17 protein-coding genes are annotated in these 17,985 nt (G+C 63.6%); 10 read left to right on the forward strand and 7 right to left on the reverse strand.

The features are described 5' to 3' along the window. Window positions 1-65 precede the first annotated feature (65 nt). The 3 genes from hemW (at window position 66) to AC4FIJ_RS01080 (ending at window position 3,097) form a co-directional block, all read left to right on the forward strand. The gene (gene hemW, locus AC4FIJ_RS01070; RefSeq protein ID WP_490334869.1) at window positions 66-1,220 is read left to right on the forward strand and encodes a radical SAM family heme chaperone HemW; all 1,155 of its coding nucleotides are present in this window, start codon (window positions 66-68) and stop codon (window positions 1,218-1,220) included. Beyond that, a complete protein-coding gene (locus AC4FIJ_RS01075; RefSeq protein ID WP_490334870.1) occupies window positions 1,217-2,122 on the forward strand; it encodes a tyrosine recombinase XerC in 906 nt (301 codons plus the stop codon). The genes hemW and AC4FIJ_RS01075 overlap by 4 nt, the downstream gene beginning before the upstream one ends. Before the next feature lie 276 nt (window positions 2,123-2,398). Then, the gene (locus AC4FIJ_RS01080) at window positions 2,399-3,097 is read left to right on the forward strand and encodes a hypothetical protein (protein WP_490334871.1); all 699 of its coding nucleotides are present in this window, start codon (window positions 2,399-2,401) and stop codon (window positions 3,095-3,097) included. A gap of 13 nt (window positions 3,098-3,110) precedes the next feature. Here AC4FIJ_RS01080 and AC4FIJ_RS01085 read toward each other — a convergent pair whose 3' ends face one another. Genes AC4FIJ_RS01085 through rsmI form a run of 4 tightly spaced genes read right to left on the reverse strand, consistent with a single transcriptional unit; the run spans window position 3,111 to window position 5,972 of the window. Then, the gene (locus AC4FIJ_RS01085) at window positions 3,111-3,737 is read right to left on the reverse strand and encodes a DedA family protein (protein WP_490334872.1); all 627 of its coding nucleotides are present in this window, start codon (window positions 3,735-3,737) and stop codon (window positions 3,111-3,113) included. A 38-nt stretch (window positions 3,738-3,775) separates the two neighbouring features. Continuing rightward, window positions 3,776-4,747 (reverse strand): glutathione synthase, encoded by a 972-nt coding sequence (gene gshB / locus AC4FIJ_RS01090; protein ID WP_490334873.1) that lies wholly within the window; start codon window positions 4,745-4,747, stop codon window positions 3,776-3,778. A gap of 23 nt (window positions 4,748-4,770) precedes the next feature. Continuing rightward, entirely contained in the window at window positions 4,771-5,121 is a 351-nt protein-coding gene (locus AC4FIJ_RS01095; RefSeq protein ID WP_490334938.1) for a YraN family protein, read from the reverse strand. A gap of 11 nt (window positions 5,122-5,132) precedes the next feature. Continuing rightward, a complete protein-coding gene (rsmI, locus tag AC4FIJ_RS01100) occupies window positions 5,133-5,972 on the reverse strand; it encodes a 16S rRNA (cytidine(1402)-2'-O)-methyltransferase (protein ID WP_490334874.1) in 840 nt (279 codons plus the stop codon). 39 nt (window positions 5,973-6,011) lie between these two features. Here rsmI and AC4FIJ_RS01105 point away from each other — a divergent pair, with 39 nt between their 5' ends. The 5 genes from AC4FIJ_RS01105 to AC4FIJ_RS01125 all read left to right on the forward strand — a co-directional run bounded on the left by AC4FIJ_RS01105 (window position 6,012) and on the right by AC4FIJ_RS01125 (window position 12,815). After that, a complete protein-coding gene (locus tag AC4FIJ_RS01105) occupies window positions 6,012-7,232 on the forward strand; it encodes a penicillin-binding protein activator (RefSeq protein WP_490334875.1) in 1,221 nt (406 codons plus the stop codon). A gap of 315 nt (window positions 7,233-7,547) precedes the next feature. Beyond that, window positions 7,548-9,569, forward strand: coding sequence for a DNA topoisomerase IV subunit B (gene parE, locus AC4FIJ_RS01110; protein ID WP_490334876.1), 2,022 nt, complete (start codon window positions 7,548-7,550; stop codon window positions 9,567-9,569). Then, on the forward strand, window positions 9,566-10,267 hold the full coding sequence (locus tag AC4FIJ_RS01115; RefSeq protein WP_490334877.1) for a DUF2238 domain-containing protein: 702 nt from the start codon (window positions 9,566-9,568) through the stop codon (window positions 10,265-10,267). The genes parE and AC4FIJ_RS01115 overlap by 4 nt, the downstream gene beginning before the upstream one ends. Window positions 10,268-10,361: 94 nt before the next feature. Further along, window positions 10,362-11,207, forward strand: coding sequence for an AAA family ATPase (locus tag AC4FIJ_RS01120; protein WP_490334878.1), 846 nt, complete (start codon window positions 10,362-10,364; stop codon window positions 11,205-11,207). A 108-nt stretch (window positions 11,208-11,315) separates the two neighbouring features. Next, on the forward strand, window positions 11,316-12,815 hold the full coding sequence (locus AC4FIJ_RS01125; RefSeq protein ID WP_490334879.1) for an LnmK family bifunctional acyltransferase/decarboxylase: 1,500 nt from the start codon (window positions 11,316-11,318) through the stop codon (window positions 12,813-12,815). Between the two features lie 5 nt (window positions 12,816-12,820). Here the strand turns inward: AC4FIJ_RS01125 and AC4FIJ_RS01130 are convergent, their stop codons facing one another. Further along, on the reverse strand, window positions 12,821-13,399 hold the full coding sequence (locus tag AC4FIJ_RS01130; protein ID WP_490334880.1) for a DUF502 domain-containing protein: 579 nt from the start codon (window positions 13,397-13,399) through the stop codon (window positions 12,821-12,823). Between the two features lie 202 nt (window positions 13,400-13,601). Here AC4FIJ_RS01130 and AC4FIJ_RS01135 point away from each other — a divergent pair, with 202 nt between their 5' ends. After that, on the forward strand, window positions 13,602-14,783 hold the full coding sequence (locus AC4FIJ_RS01135; protein WP_490334939.1) for a vWA domain-containing protein: 1,182 nt from the start codon (window positions 13,602-13,604) through the stop codon (window positions 14,781-14,783). Between the two features lie 10 nt (window positions 14,784-14,793). On the opposite strand, the gene AC4FIJ_RS01140 is transcribed toward AC4FIJ_RS01135, so the two are convergent. Together AC4FIJ_RS01140 and AC4FIJ_RS01145 are read right to left on the reverse strand one after the other, a co-directional pair. Continuing rightward, entirely contained in the window at window positions 14,794-16,011 is a 1,218-nt protein-coding gene (locus tag AC4FIJ_RS01140) for an exo-beta-N-acetylmuramidase NamZ family protein (RefSeq protein WP_490334881.1), read from the reverse strand. Further along, a complete protein-coding gene (locus AC4FIJ_RS01145) occupies window positions 16,011-16,550 on the reverse strand; it encodes a DOMON-like domain-containing protein (RefSeq protein WP_490334882.1) in 540 nt (179 codons plus the stop codon). The genes AC4FIJ_RS01140 and AC4FIJ_RS01145 overlap by 1 nt, the downstream gene beginning before the upstream one ends. 124 nt (window positions 16,551-16,674) lie before the next feature. Here AC4FIJ_RS01145 and tyrS point away from each other — a divergent pair, with 124 nt between their 5' ends. Further along, complete coding sequence (tyrS, locus tag AC4FIJ_RS01150; RefSeq protein ID WP_490334883.1) at window positions 16,675-17,907, forward strand: tyrosine--tRNA ligase; 1,233 nt, start codon at window positions 16,675-16,677, stop codon at window positions 17,905-17,907. Window positions 17,908-17,985 lie beyond the last annotated feature (78 nt).

Genomic DNA, 17,985 nt, shown 5'->3' on the forward strand with positions numbered 1-17,985 from the left:
TCCATGTGCACCAATCTTGCCGCCAAGCTTGACTCCGGGCGCTGAACAGGTGCTGAAACGCGGCCATGGCGCTGGCGCTCTATATCCACTGGCCGTTCTGTCTGAAGAAATGCCCCTATTGCGACTTCAACAGCCATGTCCGCGATGGCGTCGATATGGCTGCGTGGGAAGCCGCATTGCTGGCCGACATGGCGTTCGAGCGGGCGGCGACCGGACCGGACATGCTGACCTCGATCTTCTTTGGAGGCGGCACACCATCGCTGATGCCGCCCGCGCTGGTCGAACGGCTGATTGGCGAGGCGACCCGGTTATGGGACGCGGCCCCCGATCTGGAAATCACGCTCGAGGCCAATCCCTCGTCGGTGGAGGCGGCGGCGTTTGCCGATCTGGCGAAGGCCGGTGTCAATCGCGTGTCGCTGGGCCTGCAAAGCCTCGATGACGAAGCGCTGCGGTTCCTGGGCCGGTTGCACGACGCGCGCGAAGGGGTTGCCGCGCTGGAGGTCGCGCAGCGCGCCTTCGATCGGGTCAGCTTCGACCTCATCTATGCGCGGCCCGGCCAGTCCATCGCCGAGTGGCAGGCCGAACTCTCCCACGCTTTGTCGTTCGGGACCGGTCATCTCTCACTCTACCAGTTGACGATCGAGCCGGGGACGCGTTTCGCCACCGATCACCGACTAGGCCGCTTCACCCTGCCCGAGGACGATGTGGCGGCCGAGATCTTCACCCTTACCCGCAGTATGACGGCAGAGGCCGGGCTGCCGGCCTATGAAGTCAGCAATCACGCGCGGGCCGGGCAGGAAAGCCGCCATAACCTCACCTATTGGCGCTATGGCGATTATGCCGGGATCGGTCCCGGCGCGCATGGCCGGCGGCGCTCCACCGCGACGCAGCGGCATCGCAAGCCGGAGAACTTCCTCTCGGCCACCGACCGCAACGGGCATGGCACGTCCGAAAGCCGCACCCTCCCCGCAAGCGAGCAGGCGGCGGAAGCGCTGATGATGGGCCTGCGGCTGGAGGAAGGCGTCGACCCGGGCGCCATGGCACGGCGGTTCGGAATCGATGCGGACGCGTTGATCGATGCCGAAAAGGCGCGGCTTTTCGAGGATCTTGGCCTTATCCGCCGTGCCGACGCCAGATTGCATGTAACCGCTTCGGGCATGGTCGTGCTCGATGCGCTGCTGGGCGAGCTGGTCGGCGGCGCATTGCTGGATGCGGCATGAATCTGCGTGCCGACCTGCTGGAGCAGTGGCACGATCACCTCGCGTTCGCTCTTCGCCGATCGCCCCATACGGTGCGCGCCTATGGCGATGCGGCGCGGCGGTTCCTCGAATGGCTGGGCGACGATGCGGACTGGCGGCGGGTGGCGGGTTGCAAGGCGGCGGACATGCGGCGTTATCTGGCTTCGCGCCGGGGTGCCGGACTGTCCAACGCTTCGGCAGCGCGCGAATTGTCGGCGCTGAAATCGCTGATCAAGTTCGCGCTGAGCCAGTCCGGGAACGAGGATCTTGCCCCGCCCCGCCTGCGCGGGCCGCGCGTCGCCAAGGGCCTGCCCCGAGCGGTCACGCCCGACGAAGCGGTCAATCTTGCCGAGACCGCGGCGGAGAATGCGGATGTCGACTGGATCGGCGCGCGTGATCGGGCGGTGCTGCTGCTGCTCTATGGTGCGGGGCTGCGCATCGACGAGGCGCTGTCGCTCGATTGCGGAATCCTGCCGATCGGGGAGACGATCACCGTGCTCGGCAAGGGGCGCAAGCAGCGCGTGGCCCCGATCCTGCCGCTGGTGAAGCAGGCGATAGAGGATTACCTTGCCCGCCTGCCATGGCCGACCGGTCCGCGCGATCCGCTGTTTCGGGGGGCCAAGGGCGGGCGCCTGTCGCAAGGCATGGTGCAAAAGGCCACGGCCCGCGCCCGCGCCCTGCTGGGCCTGCCGCCGAGCGCGACCCCGCACGCGCTGCGCCACAGTTTCGCCACCCATCTGCTCGCGGCCGGCACCGATCTGCGCAGCCTGCAGGAGTTGCTGGGCCATGCCAGCCTGGGATCGACGCAGATCTATACCAAGGTCGATGCGGCGACATTGCTGGACGTCTATCGCGACGCACATCCGCGGGAGCGGGAGGATTAGGCCTACCCGAAGCGGCCATCCTGGTGACAGGCTTATCTGGCCTGCTGCGACGATCGTGAGGGCGAGATTGACCGGGATCGATACACTCGATAGCTCGTTGATATGCGCTCAAAATTACTGGCATCCATCGCCGCAATGTCACTTTCGGCCAATCCTGCCCACGCGGGTGACGGCGATGTCATCAATTTCGAACCGTCGGTCGCATGGGCCCTCGATTATTCGAAGGACAGCTGCGCGCTTACGCGGGCTTACACCGCCAAGGGTGAAAAGCTTTACATGCAGATGCGGCAATATTCTCCCAGCGGATCGATCAACGTCTTATTCTCCGCCGGAAGGAGAACCGGCGGAAAAGCGCTGAAGTTCCGTTTCGGGGACGAAGGGGATTATATCTCCGATCCTATCGTGCCGATTACATGGGCTCATCTTCCCGGCGGAATGTTCGCCGTCAGACAGAGCGAACTCTTGGGCGTGTCTCCTTCCGACGTTCCCGATCGTCAATGGTCCGATGAAGAGCGCGATGCGCTGTTTTCCGGTATCGAAACAATCTCCATGGTTACAGCCCGCAACGAAACATGGAACATCCATACGGGCAATCTGGTCGAACCGTTTCGCGCTCTGTCAAAGTGCATGACCGAACTGACATCACACTGGGATATCGATCACGCAGCGCATGAGAATCTAAGCCGCAAGGCAGATCCAAGAGACTTTCGCAATTTCATCTTAAACCTTCAGACCTATCCCAGGTACGAACTCGTCGACGGCCAGGAAGCCATCATCGCGTTTCGCGTGGATGTCGATGCGCAGGGTAATGGCACGGCCTGTCATATCCAGAACGAAACCGACACGCAGCGGTTCAAGCCCTTTATCTGCAAGCGTGTTCTCGGAGACGGTCTCTATCTGCCTGCCCTGGATTCCGGCGGGAATCCGGTCAAGAGCTATTGGGCAGCCGTCATATCGTACAAGCTGGGGAACTGACCGACGGACGAACTCACGATAGGTCTTCCATCTCGTCCGTTCGCTCCCGCGGCTTCCAGGTCGCCACACGGAAGACATAGCCGACCAGCATCAGGCCGATCAGCACCCAGGTTGCGATGCCGACCCAATATTCAAATTCGGCAAATAGCTTGGCTAGCAGGCTCGCCCCGGCGATCAGCAGCGCGTTCCAGATCGCGGCGCCGGCGGCGGTGAAGATCAGGAAGCGCCAGACGCCCATATGCGCAAGGCCCGCGGGCAGCGAGACGATGGTGCGCATCAGCGGCGAAAAGCGCAGGAAGAACACGACCCACTGGCCATGTTTCTGAAAAAAGCGGCTCGTATCCTCGATGTGCTGCCAGTCCAGCGTCAGCCAGCGTCCGTGCTTTTCGATGAAGGGTTCCAGCCGCCGATAGCCGTATTTGTGGCCGACCCAGTACCAGACGAAATTGCCCGCCACCGATCCGGCCGTGCCCCATATCAGCAGCGGGACGAACGACATCGACCCGCGCGCAACGAGCAGGCCGCCCACGCCCATGATCACCTCGCTGGGGATGGGCGGGAAGATGTTTTCGATCGCCATCAGAAAGGCGATGCCGAAATAGCCGCCCCTCTCGATCATGGTGATGATCCAGTCGGTCATTGCTGCACCAATGCTTGAGCGGGCCGAAGGCTCCGCATCTATTGGGCCAGCCGTGCCTCTATCGCGTCCCAGATCATCGCCGCCGTATCGGTGCCGTTGAAATTGTCGATCGCGACGATGCCGGTGGGGCTGGTGACGTTGATCTCGGTCAGCCACTTGCCGCCGATGACGTCGATGCCCACGAAGACAAGGCCCAGTTTCTTCAGCTGAGGCCCCATCGCGTCGCAGATCTCCTGCTCGCGCTCGGTCAGCAAGGCGCTTTCGGCATAGCCGCCCTGCGCGAGGTTGGAGCGGAACTCGCCCTCGCCCGGCTTGCGGTTAATCGCGCCCGCGACGACGCCGTCGATCAGGACGATGCGCTTGTCGCCCTCGCTCACCTCGGGAAGGAAGGGCTGGACCATAAAGGGTTCGGGCCAGGTATTGTTGAACATCTCGACCAGAGCGGACAGATTGCCGCCGTCGGCTTCCACCTTGAACACCGCCTTGCCGCCATTGCCGTGCAGCGGCTTGATGACGACCGCGCCGTGTTCGGCGATGAAGCCGCGCACTTCCTCTATCCGCCGGGTGATCAGCGTGGGCGGCATGAAGCGCGCGAAGTCGAGCACATAGACCTTTTCGGGCGCGTTGCGGACCGAGACGGGATCGTTCACCACCAACGTCTCGCCCTTCAGCCGCTCAAGCAGCCATGTGCCGGTGAGGTAGCCGATGTCGAAGGGCGGGTCCTGCCGCATCAGCACCACGTCGACATCGCTGCCAAGGTCGATGGTGCGATGTTCGCCCATGTCGAAATGGTCGCCCTTCACCTTGCGGACCGTGACCGGCGCGGCCCATGCGGTGACGCGGCCGCTGCCGCTGCCATCCGAACGCCAGCTGAGCGAGCGCACGTCGTAGTGGAATATTTCGTGCCCGCGATCCTGCGCCGAAAGCATCAGGGCAAAGCTGGAATCGCCCGCGATATTGATCGATTCCATCGGGTCCATCTGGACGGCGACACGCAAGGGGTTGGGCACGGCGATTCCTTATTTGGCAGGCGTCAGAACTGGCCTGCGTTCTCCAGATGGCGCGGCGGATGGCCGGGCGCAAGCAGCAGCACGTCGATCCGCATGTCGTCCTCCGGACCCAGAAAGCGATGCGCCTCCGCCTCAGCCGCGGCGCAGACCCGTGCAAGGCGGCGCGCATCGATCGCGGTGTCGAGGCCTGCCGCCGTCTGCCGCCATTTCACTTCGACGAAGGCGACGATCCGGCCTTTGCGGGCGACCAGATCGACCTCCCCCGCCGCATTGCGCAGCCTGCGCGCCAGAATGTCCCAGCCGGACGCGTGCAGGAACAGCGCCGCCTCATCCTCGCCCCGCCGGCCCTGTTTCTCGGCGCGGATGCGGCGGATGGCTTCGGGTTTCACGATTTCAGTTCCAGCGCGCGGGCATAGAGCGCCTTGCGGTCCAGCCCGTGCGCCTTGGCCAGCCGTGAGGCCGCTTGGCTGGGCTTGTCTGTCTTCAGCGCCTCGACCAGCAGCGCGTCGGCGTCGATGTCGGTTGGCTGTTCCTCGCCCGGCGGGCCGATCATCAGCACGATTTCACCGCGCGGCGGGTGCGCGGTGTAATGCGTGACCAGTTCCGTGGCCGTGCCACTGCGGCATTCCTCGTGCAGCTTGGTGATCTCGCGCCCCACGGCAAGGGTGCGTCCGGGCAATGCCTCTTCGATCGCCTGCAGCGCCGACACCAGCCGGGGCGCGGTTTCGTAGAAGACGAGCGTAGCGCGAACGCCGCCCAGTTCGGCCAGCACGTCGGCGCGTGCCTTGGCCTTTTGCGGCAGGAAACCGGCGAACAGAAAACGGTCGGTCGGCAGGCCCGCAATGGAAAGGCCTGCGACCACCGCGCTCGGTCCCGGTACGGCGACGACATTGATGCCCCGCTCGCGCGCCTCGTGAACAAGGCGATAGCCAGGGTCCGAGATCAGCGGCGTTCCGGCATCCGACACCAGAGCCACCGCGGCATTGGCGGCAAGATCCAGCAATCCGCCGCGTGCCCGCTCATCCGCGTGATCGTCGTATCGGATCAGACGCTGCTTCAGGCCGAGATGCTGCATCAGCCTCCCCGTCACCCGCGTATCCTCGCACGCGACCGCTTCTGCGCCGCGCAATGTCGCGGCGGCGCGCACGGTGATGTCACCAAGATTGCCAATCGGCGTGGCTACAATATAGAGACCCGGTTCGAGGGATTCATCGCGTTGGTCCATGGCCGCGCTGATGCACGCCATACTCTGGGAGATGCAAGCATGAACACGCGGGTCGCACCCATTTCCGCGCCTATCGACGACCGCGCCGCCGCCGGTCACAGTGCCGCCCGCCGCCGCGCCATCCGGCTGGGCGTGCTCGGCTTTGGCGCTCTGGTCCTCGCGGGCTGTAAGGGGATCATCCCCGATGGCGGCACGCCGCCGCCTTCCGGTCCCGCGCCGGTCGAGGGGCCTAGTGCCGGCGAATTGCCCGATGTGGACGAAGCGCGCCACCGCGTCGCGCTGCTGGTGCCGATGTCGGGCGACAACGCGGCCGTGGGGCAGAGCGTGTCCAATGCCGCGACCATGGCGCTGCTCGACACCAATACGTCGAACATCCGCATCACCAGCTATGACACGGCGCGCGGGGCCGCCGACGCCGCGCGGCGCGCGGTCGCGGACGGCAACCGGCTGATCCTGGGCCCGCTGCTGGGCGACAATGTCGATGCCGTGAAGGGCGTGGCAAAGCCCGCGCGTGTGCCGATCGTCAGCTTTTCGAACGACAGCGAGGTTGCGGGCGACGGCGTCTATGTAATGGGACAGGTGCCCGCGCAGTCGATCGAACGGACGATGCGCTATGCGCAGCAGAACGGCATCACCCGCTTTGGCGCGCTGGTCCCCAGCGGCGAATATGGCAAGCGCGCGTCGGACGCGATGCTGGCGACCGCGCGGCGGACCGGCACGCAAGTCGCCGCGATGGAGACCTATGACCGCGACAATGCCTCTCTGGCGGCGGCGGTGCGGCGGTTGCAGGAAAATGGGGACTATCAGGCGATCCTGATTGCCGACGGGGCCCGGATTGCCGTGCGCGCAGGCCCGTTGATCCGCGACGCCGACAAGATGGCAAAGATCCTGGGCACCGAATTGTGGAGCGGGGACGCGCAGATCGCGCAGGCGCCTTCGCTGCGCGGCGCATGGTTTTCCGCCGTGTCGGATGCGCGGTTCCAGCGCCTGTCGGATAGCTACAAGAGCCGGTTCGGATCGGCGCCCTATCGCGTATCAGCGCTGGGCTATGACGCGGTGCTGCTGACGATCAGGATCGCGCGCGACTGGAATCCGGGCGATCCCTTCCCCGTGTCGCAGCTTGACGATCCCAGCGGCTTCCTCGGCCTCGACGGCGCGTTCCGCTTTGACGACGGCGTCGTTCAGCGCGCGTTTGAGGTGCGTGAGGTCACGGTCAACGGGATGAAGGTTGTCTCGCCCGCGCCAACCAGCTTCGAATAAGGCGCATCGGGGGCGGCGTTCGTCAGGGACGCCGCCTCGCGTTGAGGGTGGGGACAGGAGCGAGGCGGCGCCCCCTTACCGGCTTCCGAGCGGGGGACAGGGAAGCCTGAGGGACGAACCGCTGCGCGTTGCAATGGCCGCAATCGCGCTGGCCCTGTTCTTATGCCAGCACGTCGCTATTCGATAAAACGCAAAAAAGCTGCCACTCTTATCGACGCTGGCGATCAACCCGGATGGCAGACCGGGTGATCGCGACTGCTCATAACTTTCGCGCAAAGCTTGATCGCAGCCCCGTGGGAGGCCTAGCCTTTCGTCATGCCACAGGACAATTCAGAAGACCTTTTCGACGCCAAGGCGACCGCCGCCGCGAAAAGCTATGACAGCTCCTCGATCGAAGTGCTCGAAGGGCTGGAACCGGTGCGCCGCCGCCCCGGCATGTATATCGGCGGTACGGACGAGCGTGCGCTGCACCATCTGGCCGCCGAGGTTCTCGACAACTCGATGGACGAGGCGGTGGCGGGCCACGCCAACCGGATCGAGGTCACGCTGGAAAAGGGCGAACCGGGCACGGCGGGCCGCATCACCATATCCGACAACGGGCGCGGCATGCCCATCGACGAGCACTCCAAATATCCCGGCAAGTCGGCGCTGGAAGTGATCCTGACCACGCTGCATTCGGGCGGCAAGTTCTCGGGCAAGGCCTATGCCACCAGCGGCGGCCTGCACGGCGTGGGCGTGTCGGTGGTGAACGCGCTGTCGACGCTGACCCGCGTGGAAGTCGCGCGCGACAAGAAGCTGTATGCGCAGGAATTTTCCAAGGGCCATCCCAAGGGGCCGATCGAACATGTCGGCGCGGCCCCCAACCGGCGCGGTACGACGGTCACCTTTACGCCCGACACCGAGATCTTCGGCGCGCAGAAGTTCAAGCCCGCGCGGCTGTTCCGCCTCGCCCGGTCCAAGGCCTATCTGTTCGCGGGCGTCGAGATCCGCTGGAAATGCGACCCCGACGTGGCGAGCGAGGATGTCCCGGCCGAGGCGGTGTTCCAGTTCCCCGGCGGGCTGTCCGACCATCTGAAGGAACAGGTCGGCAGCCGCGAATGCGTGACGACCGAGTTCTTCTCGGGCTCGCAGGATTTTCCCGCGAACGAAGCGGGCGATCAGCAGGGCCGCGTCGAATGGGCGATCGCATGGCCGCTGTGGTCCGACGGGTCGTACAGCTGGTACTGCAACACCATTCCGACGCCCGATGGCGGCACGCACGAACAGGGCCTGCGCGCGGCGCTGACCAAGGGGCTGCGCGGCTTTGCCGAGCTGGTGGGCCAGAAGAAGGCCAAGGACATCACCCCCGACGACGTGGTCACGGGCAGCGAGGTGATGCTGTCGGTGTTCATCCGCGATCCGCAGTTCCAGTCGCAGACCAAGGACCGCCTGACCTCGCCCGAAGCGGCGCGGCTGGTCGAGAATGCGGTCCGCGACCATTTCGACCATTTCCTTGCCGACAACATGGACCGCGGCAAGGCGCTGCTGGGCGCGGTGATGGAGCGGATGGACGAGCGCCTGCGCAGGAAGCAGGAGCGCGAAATCAAGCGCAAGACCGCGACCAATGCCAAGAAGCTGCGCCTGCCCGGCAAGCTGACCGATTGCAGCGGCGAAACCGGGGCGGAGACCGAGTTGTTCATCGTCGAGGGCGATTCGGCAGGCGGCAGCGCCAAGCAGGCGCGCGACCGCAAGACGCAGGCGATCCTGCCGATCCGGGGCAAGATCCTGAACGTCGCCAGCGCCAGCGCCGACAAGATCCGCGGCAACCAGGAAATCGCCGACCTGACGCTGGCCATGGGCTGCGGCATCCGCAAGGACTGCAACCCCGACGATTTGCGCTATGACCGCATCATCATCATGACCGACGCCGATGTCGACGGCGCGCATATCGCGACCCTGCTGATGACGTTTTTCTTCCAGGAAATGCCCGAGGTTGTTCGGCGCGGTCATCTGTTCCTGGCCCAGCCGCCGCTGTACCGGCTGACCGCCGGGAAGGAGAGCCGCTATGCCCGCGACGACGCGCATCGCAAGGAGCTGGAGGAAACCGTCTTCAAGGGCAGGAAGGTCGAGGTTTCGCGCTTCAAGGGACTGGGCGAGATGAACCCGCAGCAGCTTCGCGAAACGACGATGAACCCCGAAAGCCGGGGCCTGATCCGCATCACCCTGCCCACCGAATACGAACAGCGCGCGGGCGTGTCGCGGCTGGTGGACGAGCTGATGGGCCGCAATCCGGAGCATCGGTTCAATTTCATCCAGAACCGTGCGGGTGAACTCGACCGCGACATGATCGACGCGTGACGGGCGGCAAAAGCGCTCCAACTACCGAGAACATGCCCGATCCGCTGATCCGGCGGATCCACCTGATCATCGTGGGCGTGATGGAACTCGTCATGGCCGGCGAACTCGCCGTGCTGGCGATGGAGCAGCGGTGGATGGGGATCTTCCTTGTCCTGATGCTGATGGCGGTCATCGGCGTCCCCGCCCTGTTTCCCGAAAAGCTGCCCGTGTTCATTCCGGCGGAAATCCAGGTCTTCGCCGTGCTGTTCATATTCGCCACGCTGTTCCTTGGCGAGGTGCGCGATTATTATGAGCGTTTCTGGTGGTGGGATCTGGTCCTGCACACCAGTTCGGGGGTTCTGCTGGGCCTGCTGGGTTTTCTGTTCGTCTATATGGTCAATGAAAACGAACTGGTCGACGTGACCATGAAACCCAGCTTCGTCGCGCTGTTCGCGTTCTTTTTCGGCGTGGGGATCGGCGCGCTGTGGGAGATTGCCGAATTTGCGGCGGACCGGCTGCTGGGCATGAACATGCAGAAACCGATGCTGGGCGATCCGTCAGGGCTGACCGACACAATGTGGGACCTGATCGTCGATACGCTGGGCTCTGCCATCATGGCGCTGGCCGGGTGGCGATACATGCTCCGCGCACGGCGCGACCGCACGGATTTCTGGCTGCGGCGCTTCGTTCGCCGCTATCCGCGCCTGTTCGGACGCTGAGCCTTATCGTCCCGGCGCTTGCCATGCTGCGATGCAATATCTAGCTTGGCCCGCAAAACCGTTCATGCAGTATATTGGCAGGCAGGATATTGGGATGCAGCGCTTTACAGGCACCGAAAACTATGTCGCAACGGACGATCTGAAGGTCGCCGTCAATGCCGCCGTGACGCTGCGCCGGCCGCTGTTGGTGAAGGGTGAGCCGGGGACCGGCAAGACGGTGCTGGCAAATGAAATCGCCAAGGCCATCGACGCGCCGCTGATCGAATGGGGCGTGAAATCCACGACCAAGGCGCAGCAGGGCCTGTACGAATATGACGCGGTCGCCCGTCTGCGCGACGGCCAGCTTGGCGACGAGCGCGTTCACGATATCTCGAACTACATCCGCAAGGGCAAGCTGTGGGAGGCGTTCACCTCGCCCGAACTGCCCGTGCTGCTGATCGACGAGATCGACAAGGCCGATATCGAGTTTCCGAACGACCTGCTGCAGGAACTCGACCGGATGAATTTCGACGTCTACGAAACCGGCGAGCGGATCGAGGCGAAGGAGCGGCCCATCGTGGTCATCACCTCGAACAACGAGAAGGATCTGCCTGACGCCTTCCTGCGCCGCTGCTTCTTCCACTACATCAAGTTCCCCGATCCCGAGACGATGACCGAGATCGTCGAGGTCCATTTCCCCGGCATCCAGCAGCGGCTGGTGTCCAAGGCGCTGGAGATGTTCTACGAGATCCGCGACGTGCCGGGTCTGAAGAAGAAGCCCAGCACCAGCGAACTGCTCGACTGGCTCAAGCTGTTGCTGGTGGAAGACATGCCGCTGGAGACATTGCAGCAAAAGGATCCGACCAAGGCGATTCCGCCATTGCACGGTGCATTGCTGAAAAACGAGCAGGACGTGATGCTGTTCGAAAGGCTGGCTTTCATGGCGCGGCGGGAACGCTGAATGTCGCAGAATGGGCCTGCGAAAAGCGGAACCGATCGGGTGAAGCACCGACTGCGATCAGCTATCTACGACCGCTTATCGTCCTATCTGGTATGGCGATACCGTCGCATGGGTATGCGCATTGGCAAGGACTGCAAGATATCCCGCTTCGCGAAGCTTGATCTGACATACCCCAAGGGTATCTCGATTGGCGACAACACCGCCATTTCCTTTAGGTTCGCGGTTCTAACCCATGATTTTATCAATGGACGCCACCTTTCTACACGCATTGGCGATAACTGCTTCGTAGGCGCACATTCGATCATCATGCCTGGCGTCAGCATTGGCGATAACGCGATCGTATCGTCGGGGAGCGTGGTCTACACCGATGTTCCGCCTAGAACCGTCGTCGCCGGGAATCCGGCGCGCGTCGTCGAAACCGATATCGTCAACGGCCGCTGGTGCATCCGTGATCCGGTCTTTCTGGCTGAAGAGAACATCTCTTCATCCGCGTCCACTGCCAAGGAACTGGCCGCGATCCCAGCCAGTCCGCCCCCAAGGATGCGTATCGATCAGGATGACCACCTGTCGTTTCTTGCCGCACGCCTGCCAGACGGCGCTTCTTTCGACACCGACTTCGACGCTCTCGGCATCGACAGCTTTGGAATGATCGCTTTGCGGGCCGAAGTGGAGGAACGCCTAGGCGAACAAATCGCGGATTCGGACTGGACGAAAGTCGAGCGGCCGTCCGAGATACTCGCTATGCTCGAACGGAAAGCAGGGGCTGCTTCAAATTCGAGTTCGGGAAATTGGCCGCTTTTGCGAGAATGTCCGATCGGAATGCCGCAGATGGCGATGGGCGGCTTGTCGGAAAGCTGGTTCTTCAAGGAAATCGGCGATCTGCACTGGTCGGGTCTGACAAGTGCCCTTGGCGTTAACAGCCGTTCGATCACCGGTCAGGATGGAGGCCGATTATACGCGACCTTTACGCGGATCGGGTATCGGGCAAGCACATGTCTTGCGAACGTCGAGGAAAATGATGTTCTTCAGCTTGAGGGAGGTCAGACAAGAGTTGGTGCCGGAATTTTCCTTGCCACTATCGCAGGTAAAGTCGGCTCAACGTCGATCGAGGCATCGCTCATGTCCAGCTTCTCTCAGTTCGGCAAACGCGGAGATGCCCGCACATTGCAGCGGGGCCAGCCTGACCTGCCTGCCGGATTTCCGATTCCGGCATTGTCCGAGACACCGGAATTCGTACAGGGTTACCGCGATTTGCGGGCGAGCGAACCGCCGGACATTCTTTTCGAAACGGAATATCGGCTTGTTCCACAGCATGACATCAACGGTGTCGGCCTGCTTTATTTCGCCGCCTATCCGACAATTTGCGACATCTGCCTTGCCCGATACCTGCCCGATGGCGAGATCTGGTCACCGATGGCAAGGGACATCAGCTATTTCGCAAACAGCGGTTCGGACCAGTCGATTACCTACCGATTGCATGAGATCCAACGCGATGGCTCCTGCCTGAAAGTGCTTGGCTCGCTCGTTCGGTCGGACGGGAAGACCATGGCCCTGTGCAGTGCCGAATATGAATGGCGCGAAACCATGCTAGGCGCCGTGGACGGATAGCTTCTTTATTGGTGATTTCTTGCGCCGGCACACACTCCAAGGCCCCCCTTCCCCAGCATCTGCAGCACGCCGACCGCGCGGTTGAACGGGATTTCCAGTATCGTCACCCGCTCTACATCGACCCGCACCGAGGCGCCCGAGAACACGGTGGGAGAGCCGGGCAGGAAAAGCATGGCATGGGTATCGTCCCGCTCGATCTCGAACGCGATTTGGCTGTAATCGTCGAAACGGACCAGCACGGGCGTCATGCCCGGTTCGCCCTGCGCGCCGCGGGCCGCCGTGCCCAGTGCGACCTTGGCCACCGCATAGGTCGGAATCGCAGCCACCACGAAGCGGTCGAACCGGTCAAGGCGGCCGGACAGCGACGTCATGCGGGCGGCAACGCCGGCAAGGATCAACAGCGCCAGAATGGCCATCACCGCGAGGATATTGGCGACCGCCATCTCCCCGATCGTCTCGTGCGGCAAAAAGCGCCGTGCAGGCCCAGTGACGCGCAGCGCGAATTCGAAAAGCTTGGCGAAAATGATGCCGAGCGCCGCCAGCGGCACGAGCAGAAAGAGGCCGGCGAGGAGAAGCTTTTTCATCGAATGTTCCTTTCGGCCGCGCGGCGGCGCGTTTCAATCCGCGCCAAGTGTGCCACGGCGGCGGCGGCGGGCCATCGGGCCTATTACCGATATGCCGAAGCGCCCTGCAGCCAACGCGCGCGGCACGGGCTTTCACAAGCGGGCCGGCTTTGCCTATGATGGCCGCCGACAGCCGTTCCCCAGCCTTGAGGCCGATCAAACGATGTTTCTGAACTTCCTCGACGAATTGCGCAGCGCGGGCATTCCCGCCAGCCTGAAGGAGCATCTGCTCCTGCTGGAGGCGCTGGACCGCGAAGTGATCGAGCGCAGGCCCGAGGATTTCTATTATCTCTCGCGCGCGGTCTATGTGAAGGACGAAGGGCTGCTCGACCGGTTCGATCAGGTGTTTCAGAAGGTCTTCAACGGTGTGCTGTCCGACATGGGCGAGACGCAGGCCGACATCCCCGAGGAATGGCTGCGCGCTGTGGCTGAGAAATTCCTGACGCCAGAGGAAATGGCCAAGATCGAGGCGCTGGGCGACTGGGACGAGATCATGGAGACGCTGAAGAAGCGTCTGGAGGAACAGGAAGGCCGTCATCAGGGCGGCAACAAGTGGATCGGCACCGGCGGGACCAGCCCGTTCGGCCATTCGGGCTATAATCCGGCGGGCGTGCGGATCGGCGGACAATCGAAGCACAAGCGCGCGCTCAAGGTCTGGGAAAAGCGCGACTTCGCCAATCTGGACAACACCAAGGAGCTGGGCACGCGCAACATCAAGGTGGCGCTGCGCCGCCTGCGCCGGTTCGCACGCGAAGGAGCGGCTGAAGAGCTGGACCTCGACGCGACCATCGCGGGCACGGCGCGGCAGGGCTGGCTGGATATCCGCATGCGGCCCGAACGGCACAATGCGGTGAAGCTGCTGCTGTTTCTCGACGTCGGCGGTTCGATGGACCCGCATGTGAAGCTGGTCGAGGAATTGTTCTCCGCCGCCACGGGGGAGTTCAAGAACATGGAGTTCTTCTACTTCCACAATTGCCTGTACGATTTCGTCTGGAAGGACAATTCGCGCCGCTGGCAGGACCGCACCCAGACATGGGACATCCTTCACAAATACGGGCACGACTACAAGGTGATCTTCGTCGGCGATGCGGCGATGAGTCCCTACGAGATCTCGCACCCCGGTGGATCGGTCGAATATATGAACGACGAGGCTGGCGCGGTGTGGCTGCAGCGCGTGGCCAACACCTATCCGGCGACAATCTGGCTCAACCCCGAGGCGGAGCGCGTCTGGGACTATAGCCAGTCGAACCGCATGATCCGGCAATTGCTGAACGACCGCATGTACCCGCTGACGCTGGGCGGGATCGAGGAGGCGATGCGGCAATTGAGCCGGAAGCAGGGATGAGCGCGAAGCCCTAGTAGAGCAGGAAGGGAGCGATCTCTTCGCGCCAGCGCGCTTCGTCGGCGCCCGCTATCTTTTCCAGCTCGGCGGGGGTCGATGCCGGGTCGTCGACCCATTGGCGCAGCGCCGGACCGCCGTTGATGACATCGATGGCCAGCCGGTCGAATTCGTACTCGTAGGGAAAATCGCGCCACAACTCGTAATCCGGATACAGGCGGCGGATCGCCTTGAACGCTAGCGCCTGCAAACGCCACGGGCGGAAGGCGGAATGGTCGTAGAATGCGCCCTCTGCATGGATCATCAGGCCCGCGCATAGCTTTCCGGCATGCTTGTGGAACGTCGGCTCGAACCAGCATTCGCGCAGAGCGCAGCCCGCCAGCCATTCGGGCGCGAATTGCTGCATGTCGGCCAGTACGGCCTTGGCGTCGATGTCGGGTGCACCGAACAGGACCTCCAGCGGGCGCGTGGTGCCGCGGCCTTCGGACAGGGTCGCGCCCTCGATCATGACCGTGCCCGCATAGGCGCGAGCCATATTGAGGTTCGCGGCGTTGGGGCTTGGGTTGATCCAGATCCGGTCCGTGGGCCAGCCATGCCCCTGCGCGGCGTCGGGCTGCCAGCCATCCATCTCGATAACGCGGTATCCGACGTCGAGGCCGAAATGGCGGATAAACCAGTGCCCCATTTCACCCAGGGTCAGACCGTGGCGCATCACCATCGGGCCTGCGCCGACGAAACTCTCCTGACCGGGCAGAAGCAGCGTGCCTTCCACGGGCCGCCCCGCCGGATTGGGCCGGTCGAGCACCCAGACTTCCTTGCCCGCTTCGGAAGCAGCCTCAAGCATGTAGAGCAGCGTCGTCACGAAGGTATAGATGCGGCAGCCGAGGTCCTGCAGATCGAACAGGAACACGTCGGCGGTCGACATCATCTGGCCGCTGGGCCGCCGTACCTCGCCGTAAAGGCTGAAGACGGGAATGCCATAGGCCGGATCGGTCTCGTCCGCCGTTTCGACCATATTGTCCTGCTTGTCGCCCTTCAGCCCGTGCTGGGGGCCAAAGGCGGCGGTGATGTCGATATCCTCGCAGGCCATCAGCGCGTCGAGCGAATGGGTGAGATCGGCCGTCACCGACGCCGGATGCGCGACCAGCGCCACCCGCTTGCCCTTCAGCGGTTCGCGAAGCGCCGGTTCGGCCAGCAGCCGGTCGATACCGAATTGAACGGAAGGATAGGACATCAGGCAGGCTCGATCTGGTGCAGGAAGGAATCGGGATGGTGGAAATCGGGCCGCGCCTCTGGATGCGCCAGCGCCCAGTAGGACAGGTGACCGCCCTCTTCCTCAATCACCATGGACAGGGCCGCGCGGGTAAAACCGGTGATCTCGCGCGGGTTCAGCGCCGCGTCGATCACGGCCATGGTGTCGCCCGTCCGCACCGAGATTTCGGGCATTTCCAGCGGTTCGTACGGACCCGCCAGCTTGCGATAATCGCGAAAGTCATAGGCCGCCCAGCGCCCGGTCGGCGCAAAGTTGTATTCGCGGTAGCCGGGCGTGTCGGGCGCCAGGAACAATTCGCCGCAGGTGCGCTTCCACAATTCGTCCTCGCGCCCCCGGCCCGAGAAATCGGGCAGGACCAGCCTGCCGATCCCGGTGATGCGATAGCGGACGAGCAGGTTGCCGCTTCCCGGCTTGCCGTTCGCGGGCAGGCGGATCAGCTGCGCCTCGACACGCTCTATGGCAAGCGGGGGCGTTTCGGGATGACAGAGGAGGCGCGACATCCGCCCTTCCTGCCCAAGCCTTCGCCGCTGCGCAATCGCCGCCATGCAGCCTGTGTGAAAACTGCGCCTTTCCGCCCGCGATGCCCTTCCCGCCCGCGATGCGCCGTGCTAACCGCGCGCCATCATGAGCCAGTACAGTTCCGACCTGCTGCGCCTGCTCGACGAGCGGGGCTATATTCACCAGACGACCGATGCCGCCGCGCTGGACGCGCTGGCGCAAAAGCAGGTCGTGCCCGGCTATGCGGGCTTCGACGCGACCGCGTCCTCGCTGCATGTCGGGCATCTGGTGCAGATCTTCCTGCTGCGCCGGCTTCAGCAGGCGGGGCACCGGCCCATCGTCGTGATGGGCGGCGGCACGACCAAGATCGGCGATCCGTCGGGCAAGGACGAGAGCCGAAAGATGCTCACCCCGCAGGTGATCGAGGACAATATCGCCGCGATCCGCCCGACGTTTGAGCGTCTGCTGGACTTCGACGGGCCGAACGGCGCGATCATGGTCAATAATGACGAATGGCTTTCGGCGCTGTCCTATATCGACCTGCTGCGCGATGTCGGCCCGCATTTCACGATCAACCGCATGCTGACCTTCGATTCGGTCAAGCTGCGGCTGGACCGCGAGCAGCCGCTCACTTTCCTCGAATTCAACTACATGATCCTGCAGGCGTACGATTTCCGCGAGTTGTCGCGCCGTTACGGCTGCCGCTTGCAGATGGGCGGCAGCGACCAATGGGGCAATATCGTCAACGGGATCGAGCTTGGCCGCAGGGTCGACGGCACCGAACTGTTCGGCGTCACCACGCCGCTGCTGACGACCGCCGATGGCAAGAAGATGGGCAAGACCGCCGCCGGGGCCGTGTGGCTCAACGACGACATGCTGCCCGCCTATGATTTCTGGCAATACTGGCGCAATTGCGACGACCGCGACGTGGGCCGGTTTCTGCGCCTGTTCACCGATGTCCCGATGGACGAGATCGCGCAGCTGGAGAAGCTGGAAGGCAGCGCGATCAACGACGCGAAGATCCGCCTCGCCGACGAGGTGACGGCGCTGGTGCGCGGACCCGACGCCGCCGCGAGCGCGCGCCGGACCGCCGAGGATGTGTTCGCGAAAGGCGGTCTGGGCGAAGATCTGCCCGAGCTTGGCATTCCCGCCGAAGGCATGCCGCTGGTCGCGGCCCTTACCGCGATCGGCTTTACCAAGTCGAACGGCGAGGCGAAGCGCAAGGTGGCCGAGGGCGCTGTCAGGCTGGACGATAATGTGGTCGGCGATCCGCAGATGATCGTGCAGGTGGCGCAGGGCGAACAGCTGAAACTGTCGCTTGGCAAGAAGCGCCACGGGCTGCTGTCGGCGGCGGCCTGACCCGCCGGTCCGAGTGGGCCAAGGGCAACATTTTTAACGAAATATTCGCCAATCCTTCCTACCCTGAGTCTTCCGGGG

Source organism: Croceicoccus sp. (genome assembly GCF_983967925.1).